The sequence below is a fragment of the Paenibacillus sp. MCAF9 genome (assembly GCF_052114265.1).
Classification (GTDB): domain Bacteria; phylum Bacillota; class Bacilli; order Paenibacillales; family Paenibacillaceae; genus Pristimantibacillus.
Genome location: NZ_JBFREL010000040.1, coordinates 18,335 through 34,831 on the forward strand (window position 1 = coordinate 18,335; position 16,497 = coordinate 34,831).

Here is a 16,497-nt window from a genome sequence, read left to right on the forward strand (position 1 = left end):
TATTATAGCGAGGAGCGAGGATTTGATGCAAGTTAATTTACTATTACCCAAAAGTTAACTTTTAATCCCGCTTGACGTGATTGTTTGCGAGTCATTGATTCGCATCCGTTGCATGACATAGGCTTAAATCAATTTTTACCAAATCCGATGTAATACAACATGCTCGTGCTTATAGCAGGTTCCCCTGCAGCTAAGCACGCCAAACAGTAACTCATGCTACGGAGCCTGGTTCAGTGGAGAATTGGCTGTTGTATAAATCGGCATAGAAGCCGCCTTTGGCTAGGAGCTCGTCATGGCTGCCTTTCTCGATCACATCGCCATGGTTCATGACGAGAATCATGTCCGCATCTTTAATGGTTGATAGACGATGGGCAATGACGAAGCTTGTTCGGCCTTCCATCAGCCTGCCCATCGCTTTCTGAATTTGCGCTTCTGTTCTTGTATCCACGCTGCTCGTCGCTTCATCAAGGATAAGAATAGCCGGATCGGCAAGAATGGCTCTTGCAATCGTGAGCAGCTGCTTCTGACCCTGCGAGATGTTGGAAGCTTCTTCATTCAGCACCGTATCATAGCCCTCAGGCAGCGTCCGAATAAAATGATCGGCATGTGCCGCTTGAGCTGCATCCACAATCTCTGTCTCCGTTGCACCTTCGCGTCCATAAGCGATATTGTCACGAATAGTGCCATTAAACAGCCATGTATCCTGCAGCACCATCCCGAACAGCATGCGCAAATCTCCCCGGCGCAGCTGGGTGATGTTCACCCCGTCAACCGTAATGCTGCCCTCGTTAATCTCATAGAAACGCATCAGCAAATTGACTAATGTCGTTTTACCGGCACCTGTTGGACCAACGATGGCAACCATCTGCCCTTGCTTCACGTCGATGTTCATATCGCCAATCAGGACAGCATCTTCCTTATAACCAAACTTTACATGCTCAAAACGAACATTCCCTTGCGGCGCAGCAATAACTGCTGCATCTTTTCCGCTTGGTTCCGCGCTTTCTTCCTGCTCATCAAGCAGCTCAAACACCCGCTCCGCCGATGCAATTGTCGACTGGATAATATTTGCTATATTCGCGGTCTGTGTCAGCGGCTGTGAGAATTGCCTTGCATACTGAATAAAAGCTTGTATATCGCCGATTTTGATCGCGTGACGCGTGACGAGAATACCGCCAACAACGCTGATCAGCACATAGCCGATGTTGTTAATAAATGACATCAGCGGCATCATCACACCGGAAATAAATTGCGCCTTTCGACCTGAATGATAAAGCCGTTCGTTAATGGCATCAAACTCAGCAACTGACCTGCGCTCATGGCCAAAAGCTTTGATGATTTTATGTCCCGTGTACATTTCCTCTACATGTCCGTTCAATTGCCCAAGCTCCGCTTGCTGGGATTTGAAATACCCCTGAGACCTTGAAGCTACTGCCTTAATCACAAAAAAGCTAAGCGGCAGCGTAAGCAGCAAAATAACAGTCAGTAGCGGACTAATCGTCAGCATCATAATAATAACGCCGATCAATGTCACCATTGAAGTAATGAGCTGAGTCAAGCTTTGCTGAAGCGTATTGCTAATGTTATCCACATCATTGACGGTTCGGCTCAAAATCTCTCCGTGTGTTCTGGAATCAAAAAATGAAAGCGGCAGTCGAGCCAGCTTCTTGTTCACCTCGTTGCGCAGTTGGTAAACCGTTTTTTGAGCAACACCTGCCATGACATATTGCTGCACATAAGCAAACAATGAGCTGAGCAGGTACAGTCCAAGCAGAACGAGGACAATGCGCATAATCGCATCAAAATTAACACCGCTGCCCGTAATGCCTTCGTATATTTCAGTAGTCGCATTCCCCATCAGCTTAGGACTGACAATAGAGAATATGGTACTTAGAACGGCCATTATTACGACTACAATGAGCTTCATCCGTTGCGGCCTTAAGTAAGCGAGCAATCTGCGAAGCGTACCTTTAAAATCCTTCGCCTTTTGCACCGGAATGCCCATCCCGCCCATTGGACCTCTGCCAGGAGGACCAAATCTCGGACCGCCGCCCATGCCAGAGGGCTTCTTATCATACCGATGATCACTCATGCGATCTCCTCCTCTGACAGCTGCGACGACACAATTTCACGATACACGCTGCTTGTTTCCATTAACTCCGCATGATTGCCAATGCCCGCAATCGCGCCTTCATCAAGTACGATTATTTTATCCGCTTGAATGACGGTGCTCACGCGCTGTGCAACGATCAGAACGGCGGCATGCTGTGTTTCTTCCTTCAAGGCCGCTCGCAGCTGAGAGTCTGTTTTGAAATCGAGTGCAGAGAAGCTATCGTCAAAAATATAAATACTCGGCTTCCTGACGAGCGCTCTCGCAATCGACAGACGCTGTTTCTGACCGCCTGATACGTTCGTGCCGCCCTGTGCAATGATGGAATCATAACCTTCCGGCATTTCCGCGATAAAAGAAGCAGCTTGCGCAACGGCTGCCGCATGCTTAACCTCATCGTCAGTCGCATTTTCTTTGCCGTACCTAATATTGTCGCTGATCGTTCCAGTAAACAACACCGCTTGCTGAGGAACGTAGCCAATCTTCGCCCGCAAGCTCTGCTGCGATAGGAGACGCACATCATCGCCATCGATAAGCACACTGCCAGCTTCAATATCATAGAAACGGGGAATCAGATTGACGAGCGTCGACTTTCCTGAACCCGTGCCTCCGATAATGGCCGTAGTTTCCCCTGATTTCGCGATAAACGATATTTCTGATAATGCAGGCTTCTCCGCCCCTGGATAGCTGAATGTAACATTGCGGAATTCGACTTCTCCGCCTCTTTCCCTTTGCACACCATTCTCAGCATCATGCGCGTCTTGAATATCCGGCTGCATTTCCAGCACTTGATTAATCCGAACGGCAGATACCGAAGCGCGTGGCACCATAATAAACATCATCGCCACCATGATGAGCGAGAAAAGAATTTGCATTGCATATTGAAGAAAAGCCATTAAATCTCCAATTTGCATGTCGTTATTGTTGATCCGAATACTGCCGAACCACAAAATAGCTACGCTGGACAAGTTGAGAATAAGCATCATAATCGGCATCATAAATGCCATGACCTTGTTTACTTTAATCGCGGTATCCGTCAGATCTTTATTTGCCCGCTCGAATCGCTGCTGCTCAAATGTCGTTCGATTGAAGGAGCGAATAACGCGTATGCCCGTCAAGCCTTCGCGCAGCACCAAATTGAGCTTATCGATTTTGATTTGCATCGCTTTGAAGAGAACGACACCTTTGGAGCCAATAAAAATAATCGTTCCGGCAAGTATCGGAACGACAACGACGAACACAAGCGACAAAGTCGCATCCTTGGAGACAGCCATAATAATACCGCCGATACACATCATTGGCGCCATAACCATCATACGGAGCATCATAATTAGCACTTGCTGCACCTGCGTGACATCATTTGTTGTGCGCGTGATAAGCGAGGCCGTTCCGATTTTGTCAAACTCTTGCAAAGAAAAATTTTCGACATGGGCAAACAGCTTGCTCCGCGTTCGCTTCCCAAAGCCTGCTGCGATGGTTGAAGAATAGTAGCTGGCAGCAATCGAGAACACAACGCCAGCTGCTGTAATGAGCAGCATTAGTCCTCCCAGCTTTACAATGTAACCCGTGTCGCCTTTTAGAATACCGATATTTACAATGTCCGCCATCAACGTAGGCAGATAAAGCTCTGACAGCGATTGCAAAAATACGAGCAAGAACACGAAAGCGATCATTAGCCAATACGTTTTCAATTCACGAAATAGTTTTAACAGGCAATATCATCTCCGCTCAGTATTTCATTATGTACGTATTCATATTACCATAGTAAAATCACGAAATTCAAAATCAGCCAACCTGCTTCTCCCAAACCAAACAACCCTTATAAATACAAAAGGAACCATCGCTGTAATTCGCGTGATTCCTTCGGTGTTTCTTATTCAGCTTCGCCTGCTTCTCCTGCAAAGTAGGTGTACGTTTGATCGTTGGATTGACGCCCAGCCAGCTGCCCCGCAGTGCATCCGGTGTCATGCGCCCTTGCTGCGCCAGCTTCTGCCTTGCTTTTCTCGCCTTGCTAATAGACATTAGTAATGCCTCCCAAAAAAAGTATTATAAAGCAGCACCACCGAGCAAGCATACATTTAGCTTCCTGCGGCTCGCTTCCTCCTATTATACGATGAAAACGTCCTTTGCGAAAGACGCTAACGTGCGTGCAATAATTCAAACTCCTTGCGCAGCATCGTAAATACAAGCAGCTCAATAAAGTTCCCATCCTCAAACTCAAATTCCCTTGGCTGACTATCCTGTTTGAAACCGAGCTTACAGAGCAAGTTGATCGATGCAGTGTTTGACGGATCTACCTTTGCCTCGATGCAATGCAGCTTCATGCTGTTGAAGCCAAAAGCGATAATGGGAGCCGCTACCTCACTCATAATCCCTTTCCGCCAGTAGCTTGGAGATAGATCATAACCTAAATCCGTACGGGCATGCTCCTTCAAATAATGTAAAAACCCACAGGTGCCGATTACTTTACCCGAGCTCTTCTCTTCAATTATCCATCTGATGCCTATTTGTAGAGCATAAATCTCCAAATGCCAATTTATTTCCTGCCATGCCTCGTCTTCTGCCGAGAAAGGCAGCAGCGGTGTATATTTGACAACATCATCATTGGAATAAAGCTCAAACAATTCATGCACATCCCGCTGCTCTGTTTTTCGCAAAATAAAACGATCCGTCTCTATTCGCGGAAACGTCTGAAATGAGAATGACGCACCCATCTATTCAACCCCTTTTCCCATCATACAAACACGTAAAATACATAATCTTTCCCTTGCATCATAAGCTTGTAAAATGACCCTTGCATGTGAACTTGCCATATAATCACGTTTGCGGGAGGAAAATAATGCATGTTAAATCCAAATGAGCACAGCCGCGAAGAAGCACGCTTCTTCACATCGACTGATCCGAGGATAGATACGCTTATCTATCCTTTGCCTGAAACCTGGTGGAGCCGTCCCTACGAGTATGAATGGTGCCGAACGCTCATTTCACCAAATGATATCGTACTGGATGCAGCCTGCGGCATTTCGCACCCATTAAAATTTTATTTGGGCGGCGTTTGCAAGGAGGTGCATGCTTGCGATTTCGATGCGCGCATTAGCTCGTGGGAGGCTATTTCTCAGGAAATTATTCAGGACGTAGGACAGCCAGCTCTCCAGTTAATAACCAACCACCAAGGCTGGTCCAAGGTTCAATATGCTCAGGCAAGTATAACTGACCTGCCTTATGAGGATAATTATTTTGACATCATCTTCTGTATTTCTGTGCTTGAGCATCTAAGACATGTAGATCAGGACCTCAGCTTAAAAGAATTCGCAAGAACAGTGAAACCAGGAGGCCGGATCGCGCTAACCTTCGATTATCCGACCGTTGACTTGCAGCAGCTCAAACGCGCCGCCGAATCCGCAGGACTCACATATGGCGGCGAATTTGAGGCGACGCCCAGCTCTACTGCAATTAGCTCAAATATGTGGGGAACGTTATATTGCTTTAGAGTACTGTTAAACAAACCAGTATGATTTTCTATTTAGGATGAATGGCGTATGGAGCAGAGCAGCCTTAACCGAACAACTAATCCTCTCGTCCGCTTAATGGCTTATTGTCGTAAACCGTTGTTCGGTTTCTGCCTGCTTCCTTCGAGCGATAAAGCGCTTGATCCGCCATTTCAATTATTTCCTTCGCATCCTTCGCCTTCCCACTCGACATTGAAATGCCGATTGAAACGTAGATTGGACTGCCAGTCGGACTCACGCCAGCAGCGATTCCTTCTCTAAGCCGCTCCGCAATATTGGTTGCCGTAGGAATGCTTCCTAGCTTAACAAGTATGCCAAACTCTTCACCGCCGTAGCGGAAGCTAAGATCGTGACTTCTGGAAAATGCTTTTATTTGCGCAGCTGTATAGATTAATACTTCATCTCCTATAAGATGCCCGTGCTGATCGTTAATTTTTTTGAAATGGTCAACATCCAGCAGTATAAGCGCAAACGGTATATCCTCGGCAATCCACTCCTGAATGGTCAAATCAAATGTTTTCCTATTCGCAAGTCCCGTAAGCCCATCCAATCGGATTTCCTTGTTCAGTAAATTAAAATGGTTATTTATACTTTGATTAAGCTGTCTCACTTCATAGATGTAAGAATTTGTTTTGGGCATTTTGGAACGTATCGCCTTTGTTGATAAAATCGCTTCCTCTGAGAAAGCAGCTAGTTCAAATAGAGGCTTCGATATTAAATGGGAAACATACCACGCAAGCAGCAGGATTACGATAAATAACGGGAGAAATTGCAGCAGTATACTCCATATCAATTCATTTAACGGCTTATCAATAATTGATGCAGGCGTTTGTGCAACGATGGCCCAACCGGTTATCGACTCGTTCGCATAACCCGCAAAATAACGATTCTGCTTTGAATTAACGATCTCCTGCGATCCGCTATGGCCAGCTAATGCCTTATTAATAACCTCATTTGAGGCAATTTTTTCATTAATTCGCTGTTGGTCCGGATGGAAAATAAGGCGGCCTTGCTTATCTGCTACGTAGACGTAAGAGCCGTTTCCGTAAAAATGTTCGTTGAGCAATTTGCTAAGCGCGTTGCTCTCGCTCAAATAAATGGTTCCAGCTACAAAACCTTCATATTCGCCTTGTTCATTAAATATGGGTGAAGAAATTAGCATAAGAAGCTGGTTTGTTGTTGACCCAACATAAGGCTCTGAAATAAGCGGTCTTTTCTGTTCAACCGCTTGCTTCGATGCGTAAGAGTTCAGCACTGCCCCTGCCTTGACTCCTCCGCTTGACAAACTAGATAACATCACTTTACGATTGGAATCCACAATGATAATCGCATTAAAATATTGCTCATTCGCATCGTACCAGCTATCCAATTCCTTTTGCGATATATTTTGTATGCCTGCTCTTGCAGCTATGGCATCAACATTGTTGCTAATAATATCCAATAATTCTTTCGTATTAGAGGACAGTTTTTGCGCATATTGATAATTGCTTTCCAAATAACCCGACGTTAGTGAAGTCTTATTTGTCGTCCATGCAAAATAACCGCCGATGATGGCGGTTAAGATAACAGAGCCGATTACGAACAGCCCCAAGACGAATCGAAGTTTTAAGCCTTTGCGTGTACCCACAGTTGTTCCTTCTCTCGTTGCCAAAGTACAGCCTTATTTTAGCGTATATGGGCGAGAAAAGAAATAGTCCTTACTTTAGTCTATACAGAAGCCGGTTGAATAACGGCCGTTAACAGGCCTGGAAACCGAGCATCCAAATCCTCTGTGCGCAGCGTCAAAAAATGCTGGGTGCCTTGCTTTCTAACATTCACTACACCCGCTTCACGCAATGTACGAAAATGATGCGTCATTGTAGACTTTACGACAGGAAGATCAAAGTGGCCGCAGGACTGCTCGCCATGCTTAACAATAGCGACAACAATGCTAAGCCGAATAGGATCACTTAATGCATATAAAACAGAAGTAAGCTCAATATCCTCACGATTGGGATGGAATAATATTTTCAAAGGCATACGCACCTCTCTCATTAAGTACTTATTGCATTATACCATAGCTCATGCTATATTTTCATTGTACGATAATATTCGTACAATGAAAATAGATAAAGAGACAACTTTGGAGGTTCTATATGAGAAACAGTGCCGCTGTTACTGCCCCACCCTTATTCACCGAGGAGCGGCCCGCCTTTAGAGACGGTCTCGTTATCCCGCTGCTAGGTTTAACCGTAATTATTGTGATCATGAATACGATGATGTTTAATCTGGCCTTGCCTCAAGTCACGGCTCAGTTTATGCTATCCCCATCGGCAGCTTCATGGATCATAACGGGTTATTCTATTATATTTGCCATTTCATCGATTACCTACAGCAGACTCTCTGACTTTGTTCCGATTCGTCTGCTGCTCACGATTGGCTTAATCGCCATGGGCGGCGCATCAGTGCTTGGTTATTTTAGTCATCATTATGTACTGCTGCTTGTCGCGCGCCTTATTCAAGCTTGCGGAGCGGGCTCCGTCCTTAGTTTAACCATCGTGCTCATTACACGATTCATTCCACTTGCTCGCCGGGGCAAATCCATGGCACTTATTACTTCGGCTGCATCACTCGGCCTTGGTTTAGGCCCCGTCATCGGCGGTGCTATAACACAATATTTAGGCTGGAACGATCTGTTTATCGTTACTGGAATCTCACTTTTACTCATTCCTGTGTTTTATCGACTGCTGCCGGTTGAAGCAACGAACAAGGGGTCCTTCGATATCCTCGGTGCAGCGCTTGTCGGAATTGGCTCCACAGGTGTTCTGCTCTATATTACGAACCATTTTTTAATTGCTCTTATTGGCGGAATACTTGCACTAATCTTATTTTGGATACGGATTAATCGTGCAGTGAATCCTTTTGTTCAACCTACTCTGTTCCGCAATAAAAGGTATATTCGTCTGATTACACTTGGTGTTGTATCTTACATTAACAATTTTTCTACACTTTTTTTGCTGCCTCAGGTGCTTATTCACCTGTTCAAGCTGACACCAGGTCAAGCAGGTCTCATTATTTTTCCGGGAGCCATTGTAGCTATGCTTTCCTCCAATCGCATTGGAAAAATCATTGATCAACACGGCAACAGCTTGCTGCTTCGGCTAACTCCTTGCTTTCTCTTGCTCGCTGCTGTTTCTTTCGCCTTGTTCGCGGATCAATCCATCTACGTTGTCATGGCAATTTATATCGTGATGAGCGTTAGTTTCTCCGCGTTAAACTCGGGCGTTTCTAACGAGCTGTCAAGAATTTTACCAAGTGAGCATGTAGGTGCTGGAATGGGCTTATTCCAGCTGTCGCAATTCATTAGCGGTGCTTTCAGCGTAGCGATTAGCGGTATCGTTCTCGCGGCACAAAGCAGTATTCCGCTTAGCCGCGCATTTTCAAATATATTTTGGGGAATGGGTGTCATTGCCGCCTTCGCCATTGCAGCATCGTGGCTGTACTATTTCTCTTCAAAGCAGCAGCTCGATGAGTCAAATTGACGTTAAGCTAAACGATATGCTTTAACGCCTCTTTCTTGCTAAGCGGCGAGAGCGGCGTTTCTTCTACAAACCGATGCACACAGGCTGCATCGGTTTTTGCATATTCTCTAAGCGCCCAGCCGATCGCTTTGCGAATGAAAAACTCGCTTTCGTCCTTCGTGCGGCGTATGTAGTCAAATAACCGATCTGTATCCGTATCATGCTTGTACCTAAGCTGAAACAACAAAGCAGTTCTCCGGAGCCACATCTGATCTGAATCGATCCAGCGCTCCGTATACTCCGCTGTTAATTCCGGATATTTCGAGAGCTGACTACCGACTAAATGCGCTGCTAGAAAATCAACGGTATCCCACCAAGAATGGGTCGTTACCCACCGCTCCAGCCTGTCGATATGTGAAGGCTCAGCCTCTTTGCTGTATCTTTCCATCAAACCCATCGCCACATAATGGAACTCTCGCTCGTTCAGCAGCCAAAGCTGCTCTGCAGTTTGCAGCAGTTCCTCGCCCTTTGGCTTTTCATTTTGCTTCCAAAACTCGCGCAGCAGCTGCGTTCGCTCTGGAGTCTTTAGGCCAAGAAAAATAAATTGGCCGCGCATGTAAGCCTCCATAGGCTGAGCCGTCTCCGGATTGGCGTGCTCCCTGAACTTTGCTTCCAAAGCATGCGCAATTGCAGTCATCAAATACCAGCTCCTTTTCTTGAACGATAACACAAAGCAGCCCTAACCATCAATGATGGTCAGGACTGCTTCATCGTAACTATTTTGCCAAATAATCTTATTAAGCCGCTTCGTTATGCAAATATCTAAAGAATGGCTTATCTACCCAGAATTGAGTAGGCGTAATGATGACATTAGGATCAATGGCTTTAAATCCTGCAACGACCTTCGCAGAATCCTCATTAAGCGAGAACGGGTTAACAGTATAAGGGCTGTCTGGATCTGTAATAAAGTTGTTCGTAATAATTTCATAATCCTTCAGTGCAGTTTGTGAGTAGTAAAGCGGCTGCCACCATGATGCAACGATAAGTCCTGCTTGATCCTCTTTATCTTTCTTCGCATAAGCTAGAACAACATCTTGGAAAGCTGCTTTATCTGCCGCAGTTGCAAATTCAAATTCAAGGTCATACTCTTTGGAATACGAAATATAGTTGCCATTTGAAATTTTAACTACGTTTGGACCAGGGTTGCCCCATTCTGCTAGAAAAATAAATGCGGATGTTTTTGGCTCGAATTGCACTTTCGCATTTAGGCCTTCACTGCGAAGCAAACCAATAAGCTGAATCGCGTGATTAAAATCGGAATGACCGTAAATTAGAGACAAAGAATCGATGAAGTTAGCATTGAAACGGGAGTCCTTGATGTTGTAGCCTGTGATCAAGCTTTGCTCCAAAGCAGTATTTACCAGCTTTTGCAGCTTAGGCGCATCGATAATATCAGAAGTTTCGTAAGCGCTGCTTAGCTTTTGGAAAATATCGTTGTCGTTAACATAACCGATATACTTTTTGTAAAGACCTTTTGTAATAAGCACTTTACCAAGCAGCGTGTGGATCAATTGATCGCTTGCTGCATTTTTTGGTTTGAAGCCTGTGTAAAATTCAACTGGCAGCAATCCTGTATCTACTGCTGCTGCAACTTCTTGCGCACCTTTTGTGCCAAGCGCGCTGCTTTTAACGTTCAGCTTCGTTAGTACTTTGTTTACTTTAACAGCCGGGTATGTATAAGCAAGCTCCTTCAAATCTGCTGCTCTTACCGCAATGGAAATCGCTACAGCGCTTGTAAGTACTTGATCGCCTTGAATGGCCGGGCCAGACAAAATGCCTTTCTCATACAAAGCTGCCGCTGCCGGATAAAGCTTGTTATCTGGCTTTACATCGGAGAAAGTGACCTCTTTGCCTGATGGCTCGTAACCAAGAATATCAGCTACTGCTTCAATGAATTCACCCTTCGTCACTTTGCTGGAGAGGCTGACATTAAATTTTTCTTTCAAAAACTGCTTATACTGTGCTGCGCCATCTTCCTTTAGTGCCGCTGCTTCAGACGGAGCCGCAAAGGCTGCTGATTGTGTAAAGATAACAGAGAAAGATAAGAGGAGTGCTAATAGCAGTTTTGTGTATGATGCTTTTGTGTTTTTCATGAACATTGCCTCCATGCTTCTAATTCCGATGTTTTTAATCGGGTATGAGTAATGTTCCATAGTATACCAGCTAAAAAATGAAAGTGTCAATAAATATATTTTATTTATTAAGTTTTTCTTTGCCCAGATGTCAACGTTGTTTTGTCATACACTATTTCATTCGTTTTTATCTTTAGCAGAGATAACCTTGCACCACTCAAGAACCGCTTTATCGACTTCATCCATTTGACCAATTTCTTCAATTTCACTGTTCAATCAGGCCGACCTAACAATACAAAAAGACTGCCCCAAGGCAGCCTTCATATAGAAATACATTTAATTCGCAGCATCCATTTGCTTATGTATGATAAAAATATACTATAAATCTTCAAAGCCGACCGCTATAAAAATACCCGCACTAACGACTGCAATATGAACAATAGAAAACAAAACATGTACGGAAACAACGTTCAAATCTTTTCTTGTCAGCTGGGGACTCGTTCTTAACTTATATATGGAGAAGCCAATTAGTCCCGTTATGAGCAATGATTGAGCCAACCATCTTGAAACGGTTAAAAAAGCTGGAGTATTATTAACGATCGGGTTTAAAAACCATTGAAATGGATCAAATAACATTGCCGTAAGAATCATTGCCCATGCCAACAAATGAATCGGCAAAGCAGTTAAAATATGGTTTCGAATAGCTGCTCTCCTCCTATTTTTCGATCAGATATTATAGAGACGTGACAATCTAGATCAATGTTGCTTTGCTAACGGACATCAGGTACTCTATTTGCTACATTTTCACCCTTTTTTGCAAACTAACGGACATAGAGGACCTTATTCAGCTTCAAAAGTCATAATTTTACTTCTTTTCACATCCATAACGTATCCTATGTCCGTTAGCAAACCGATTGTACGTTAACCGCAAAAATAGCGTCCTCCATGTCCGTTACTGACACGTCTAAATCGCGAACAACTCCTACTCGCAAAACTCATCCCATTTATTCTAAAAAAACCGCAAAAGGCTGCCTTGTTGGCGAACTTTTTACGGCTTTAAGTAATTGTGCCTCGCTGGATAAAGCTGCTTTATTCCTATTTTTTCTCCATAGCTTCAAACTGTTTAATTAAACCTTCGATATCAATTCCGTTTATAGTTAAACCAGAAATATCGCAGTTGTCCAATTTAGCGTTTTTTAAATTGCAATCCGTAAATACGCTTTGATGTAAATTACAATTGGTTAATTGCACAGGTGTTCTGTTGAATTCAACATCAGGCTGATTTGGATTACCGAATCCAATGTTGCGGAAATGGGCTCCGCCCCACTGTGCACCGTCAATAACAAACTCACTCAAATTAGCATCAGAGATATGTAATCCCGTTAAATTCACATCATTCATATTCATACCGCTAAGGTTGCAACAGTTAAGCGTGACCTGCTCCGCACAAACATTTTTGAAGCTGGAAGCTGTAACATCTGAATTAACGATTGTCAGGATCTCTTTTTGATTTTCTAATTTCATATTTTTCCCTCCAAATTAACGTATGAATTCTATTCTAGTTTAAAACAACAGCTGATTTCTGTCCAAAATAATATTCACAATTTCATGTATTGAAATAAATGATATATAGTAGATTTTATTATTGCACGGCGGATTCTTCAATCGAAAAAAGTATCCCTCGTTCTTCATTAGCTTGCAAACTAGCCTCAACACCATTTGGAAGTACAATCATAGGGTCCGTATGACCAAAATCCGCATCATATATAATCGGAAAATCGTATCCTCTCGTTGCATTTTGCAGCAGCTCTTGCAATGAATCTTCTTCATTAAATCCTACATTCGAATGGAATCTTCCAATAATCAGACCGGAAATTTGATCAAAGATACCCATCTGGCGAAATTGTGTAACATATCTATCAATTGTACTTGGCTGCTCACTCTCGTCGTCTTCTAGACATAAAATTTTACCCTCGAAGCTTGGTAAATAGGGCGTACCTGCCAGCAGGAGAATTGTTCCCATATTCGCAGCTAGTATAGGTCCTCTCGCATGCCCTGGCTTTAAAATCTTCATGCCTGTATTAGGGACGATCGCTCTTGGGCGTGAATCGTCAATGTCCCAGCTTAAATGTTCCTCGGTCCAATGATCGCTGGAGTCAATCATTCCAATTGGTGTATCCTTCATTAAGGTTCTCACAAAGGAATGGTATGTAAAATCAATAAGTCCGCCAAATTCTCCAAATTGCGGCATAATAGCGGGTCCCATAAATGTAATAAGATTTGTTTTTGCATGTATGCCTGCTAAAAGTGCAGTTATATCACTATACCCCATTATAATTTTCGGATGGCTGCTAATCAGCGAATAATCTAATTCTTCAAGTAGCTGATGTGAATTGTATCCCCCTATTGTAGCGATAATTGCTTTTACATCCGGGTCTCGAATCATATGATGAAAATCATCCAAACGATTATTTAGGCTGCCAGCCGTGTGACCTGTTCTCTTCCTGCTATGCTGTCCTGTAATTACTTTAAATCCCATATTTTCTAAAGCAGCTATTCCGCGATTCAATCTGTTAGGGCAATAAAAAGCAACAGGCGAGGATGGTGAAACAATTCCAATGGTATCTCCGGGTTTTAGTTTACCGGGTTTCAATTGTGAGGATGTCAAGGAATAACCCTCCTAATCATTCTTTTAAAATAAATATATACAAATATTTGTAAGTTCTCAATCACTCTTACAATAAAAAAAAGCTGCCATTGCGGCAGCCAATCACTCGATCTCAATAATCATTCACAATAGGATTGTATGGTTCTCGTCCCATTTCAAGTTTTCACACCACTGCGATTAAATGGACTTCATCCGATTATTCCTTGGATTATGCTCTACTTCTGCAAGTCCCAGCTTCTCCATTAATGGTGGAAGATACATTCCGAATCTGCCGCGCAACCCTTTTTTCAATCCATACCACCCGCCAATCGGGTTTTCAGACGAGCGTCCCCATGCTTCAACAGTACCCTCTTTAGCAGGCTTCTGCTCATCGGCGCTGCCAAGCTCAATCCAGTCACCATGTTGTTTGAGCATCGCGCTTAAGTCATCAATGCAGCGGAAATCATAATGCAACACCGTCTTCCCAACTGTGCATACTAAAATTTCTTTACCGTCCTTTTCATCCTTATACATTTCATATTCAGATGTCTGAGGGGGTGTTTTTAATTTCCATGGGTTTTCTTTAGTACCTTCTACCATCGTCATATGTGTTCGCTCCTTTTGTAATCCACTCTTATTATGTACTTTATCTTTCAGATATCCTTCAGAAGATACTACATTCGATAAAAAATTACTTTTCCTTTATGACGCAGTAGCACAGCAGCCGCTCGATGAGTTCAGTTTTACTTCTAACGGACATAGAAGCCCTTATTTTCAAATTTAAAGGCCATATTAGCTTCTAACGGACATAGAGTCCGTTATTTAGCAGAAATCGCAGTCATTTATAACGATTATTGCCAAATAACGGCCTTTATGTCCGCAACCTATGCCAATAGAAGAGAAATAAAGCAAATAAGGCATCTGATGTCCGCTATTGTCAAAAACAACTTCCGCTTACGAAAGAATCTCCCACTTCGCCCATATTTCTTGCGGATTCAATTCGTAAATATCATTTTCTCTAAACATCAATTGATGCATAATGAACTCTCTGCGAATGGTCGCGAAGTCATCATGATAACCTTTGATAAATTCGTTAATCTCCTTCTCTGTATACTGTTTCCCTCTCGTCAAATGAGAAACCATATGCTGAAGCACGATCAATTTTTTCTTATGCTGAGCCGGCATATGCTTCAGCTTACCTTCTGCTGTAAAAAAGTTGCGAATGACTGAATCCTTCAGTTTCTTATTGCTATCCTCCATGTTGTCCACTCCCTTCTCTGCACCTGCATTCCGGTAAATGAGCTCCGCCGCCGCATTAGCGTTGCTCTTAATAAAATAATGGTTCAACGAAAAATAAATCGTATTTTTCTCTCTGCGTTCATTAATTAAGCTGGCCTCTCTTAATTTGGTTGCATGATGCGTAATCGTAGCAGGCGTCACGCCTAATTTCTCTGCGAGCACCTGTCCATTAAGCTCACCTTCAGCCAGCATAATCAACAATTTAATTCTCGTCGGATCGGATAATGCCTTATGATAGGCTACGACCTTATCTAATTGCACTGTTCGCCACCTCTTCCTCCACCAAGCAAATTTAACTTATGTATAATTAGATATTTATCTAATCAGATAATAATACGCCACCTATTATTTGTCAATCCCAATGTATCTCAATAGCATAAACAGTCAGCTTGGCGCATAAAAAAAAGCTGACAGATATCTGCCTGCCAGCATGAAATAAACTCCTCTTACTCAACTACCATTCATCGTCAATTTTCCGAATACAGGTTATCGTCATCCGCAATGCTCTGAATGTCCTCTGAGCTTATGCTGAAATAACCATAGCCCTCAGCCTGCTGTTTCTTTAACGCTTTTTCTTTAAAAAACTTGGGGCTGCCCTCGCCTGCATCCTCATCATAAACGAGCAGAATGCCGTCCGTTTTCCGAAATAGCAGCTCGTCCCTAGCCGTAAACTGCCAAATGCCATTATACGGCTGGTTGCTGACCGAAGCGTAATAATCGACCCCTTTTAAAACCTGCTGATAAAACTCCTTTTTATCATCCTTCCATTTTTCTTCCGGATTGCTGTATGCCGAAATAATTGAAAGTCTCAAATGAGGATAAATTTCCTTCAGCGCAATAACGACCTCGCACGCCCACAAATCCACGCCATATTGACCCGGGGTAATCACCCACTCAAGCCCATCTTCTATAAGTGGAACCAGCTTGCCTGTCAGCGCTTTTTTTATATAAACAATGCCCTCATGCTTCTGGCTAAAAATATTAAGCTCATACGCTCGGTAGCCCGTTACGAGTAAATTTTTCATTTGTCCAACGCCTTTTCGGATAATTATGGTTTACATCTATCCAGTGTATGCTATAGTAGAAAAAATACAAATTGCATATAAACCTATTTATTTCACTAGGGGAGCCTAACGGCTGAGATGGAGCAACTGCTCCGGACCCTTGGAACCTGATCTGGATCATTCCAGCGGAGGGAAGTGGAGCAGCAAAGCATTCATTCATGCGCGCAAGCCTTGTGTGATCGTTAGACCCGCTCATTTCCCCTCGGAAATGGGTGGGTCTTTATTTGTTTACGGAG

Annotated in this window: 15 protein-coding genes and 1 riboswitch; of the genes, 2 read left to right on the plus strand and 13 right to left on the minus strand. The window is 43.5% G+C overall.

Annotated features, from left to right (window positions below; all coding sequences use genetic code 11):
• Positions 1-211: 211 nt before the first annotated feature.
• The 4 genes from AB4Z45_RS30220 to AB4Z45_RS30235 all read right to left on the minus strand — a co-directional run bounded on the left by AB4Z45_RS30220 (position 212) and on the right by AB4Z45_RS30235 (position 4,824).
• A complete protein-coding gene (locus AB4Z45_RS30220; RefSeq protein ID WP_441913071.1) occupies positions 212-2,092 on the minus strand; it encodes an ABC transporter ATP-binding protein in 1,881 nt (626 codons plus the stop codon).
• Positions 2,089-3,822 (minus strand): ABC transporter ATP-binding protein, encoded by a 1,734-nt coding sequence (locus tag AB4Z45_RS30225; RefSeq protein WP_441913127.1) that lies wholly within the window; start codon positions 3,820-3,822, stop codon positions 2,089-2,091. The genes AB4Z45_RS30220 and AB4Z45_RS30225 overlap by 4 nt, the downstream gene beginning before the upstream one ends.
• 73 nt (positions 3,823-3,895) lie before the next feature.
• On the minus strand, positions 3,896-4,132 hold the full coding sequence (locus AB4Z45_RS30230; RefSeq protein WP_441913073.1) for a hypothetical protein: 237 nt from the start codon (positions 4,130-4,132) through the stop codon (positions 3,896-3,898).
• 116 nt (positions 4,133-4,248) lie between these two features.
• Positions 4,249-4,824, minus strand: coding sequence for a GNAT family N-acetyltransferase (locus tag AB4Z45_RS30235; RefSeq protein ID WP_441913075.1), 576 nt, complete (start codon positions 4,822-4,824; stop codon positions 4,249-4,251).
• A gap of 129 nt (positions 4,825-4,953) precedes the next feature.
• On the opposite strand from AB4Z45_RS30235, the gene AB4Z45_RS30240 reads away from it, so the two are divergent.
• Complete coding sequence (locus tag AB4Z45_RS30240) at positions 4,954-5,625, plus strand: class I SAM-dependent methyltransferase (RefSeq protein ID WP_441913077.1); 672 nt, start codon at positions 4,954-4,956, stop codon at positions 5,623-5,625.
• Between the two features lie 52 nt (positions 5,626-5,677).
• On the opposite strand, the gene AB4Z45_RS30245 is transcribed toward AB4Z45_RS30240, so the two are convergent.
• Positions 5,678-7,246, minus strand: coding sequence for a sensor domain-containing diguanylate cyclase (locus AB4Z45_RS30245; RefSeq protein ID WP_441913079.1), 1,569 nt, complete (start codon positions 7,244-7,246; stop codon positions 5,678-5,680).
• Between the two features lie 80 nt (positions 7,247-7,326).
• Positions 7,327-7,632 (minus strand): ArsR/SmtB family transcription factor, encoded by a 306-nt coding sequence (locus tag AB4Z45_RS30250; RefSeq protein WP_441880985.1) that lies wholly within the window; start codon positions 7,630-7,632, stop codon positions 7,327-7,329.
• Positions 7,633-7,754: 122 nt separating this feature from the next.
• Here AB4Z45_RS30250 and AB4Z45_RS30255 point away from each other — a divergent pair, with 122 nt between their 5' ends.
• Positions 7,755-9,140 carry an MFS transporter gene (locus AB4Z45_RS30255; RefSeq protein WP_441913081.1) on the plus strand — a complete coding sequence of 462 codons (1,386 nt, stop codon included), beginning with the start codon at positions 7,755-7,757 and terminating at the stop codon, positions 9,138-9,140.
• Between the two features lie 7 nt (positions 9,141-9,147).
• Here the strand turns inward: AB4Z45_RS30255 and AB4Z45_RS30260 are convergent, their stop codons facing one another.
• The 7 genes from AB4Z45_RS30260 to AB4Z45_RS30290 all read right to left on the minus strand — a co-directional run bounded on the left by AB4Z45_RS30260 (position 9,148) and on the right by AB4Z45_RS30290 (position 16,222).
• Complete coding sequence (locus AB4Z45_RS30260) at positions 9,148-9,816, minus strand: DNA alkylation repair protein (protein ID WP_441913083.1); 669 nt, start codon at positions 9,814-9,816, stop codon at positions 9,148-9,150.
• A gap of 100 nt (positions 9,817-9,916) precedes the next feature.
• On the minus strand, positions 9,917-11,272 hold the full coding sequence (locus AB4Z45_RS30265) for a hypothetical protein (protein ID WP_441913085.1): 1,356 nt from the start codon (positions 11,270-11,272) through the stop codon (positions 9,917-9,919).
• 1,074 nt (positions 11,273-12,346) lie between these two features.
• Positions 12,347-12,775: a pentapeptide repeat-containing protein gene (locus AB4Z45_RS30270; protein WP_441913087.1), complete on the minus strand. Its 429-nt coding sequence runs from the start codon at positions 12,773-12,775 to the stop codon at positions 12,347-12,349.
• A gap of 118 nt (positions 12,776-12,893) precedes the next feature.
• On the minus strand, positions 12,894-13,919 hold the full coding sequence (locus AB4Z45_RS30275) for a S66 family peptidase (RefSeq protein ID WP_441913089.1): 1,026 nt from the start codon (positions 13,917-13,919) through the stop codon (positions 12,894-12,896).
• A gap of 177 nt (positions 13,920-14,096) precedes the next feature.
• Complete coding sequence (locus tag AB4Z45_RS30280; RefSeq protein ID WP_441913091.1) at positions 14,097-14,504, minus strand: DUF6855 family protein; 408 nt, start codon at positions 14,502-14,504, stop codon at positions 14,097-14,099.
• 348 nt (positions 14,505-14,852) lie between these two features.
• Positions 14,853-15,458, minus strand: a complete 606-nt coding sequence (locus AB4Z45_RS30285) for a metalloregulator ArsR/SmtB family transcription factor (RefSeq protein WP_441913093.1) — start codon at positions 15,456-15,458, stop codon at positions 14,853-14,855.
• 206 nt (positions 15,459-15,664) lie between these two features.
• Positions 15,665-16,222 (minus strand): DUF1273 domain-containing protein, encoded by a 558-nt coding sequence (locus tag AB4Z45_RS30290; protein ID WP_441913095.1) that lies wholly within the window; start codon positions 16,220-16,222, stop codon positions 15,665-15,667.
• An 87-nt stretch (positions 16,223-16,309) separates the two neighbouring features.
• Positions 16,310-16,412, plus strand: a riboswitch (TPP riboswitch).
• Positions 16,413-16,497: the final 85 nt, after the last annotated feature.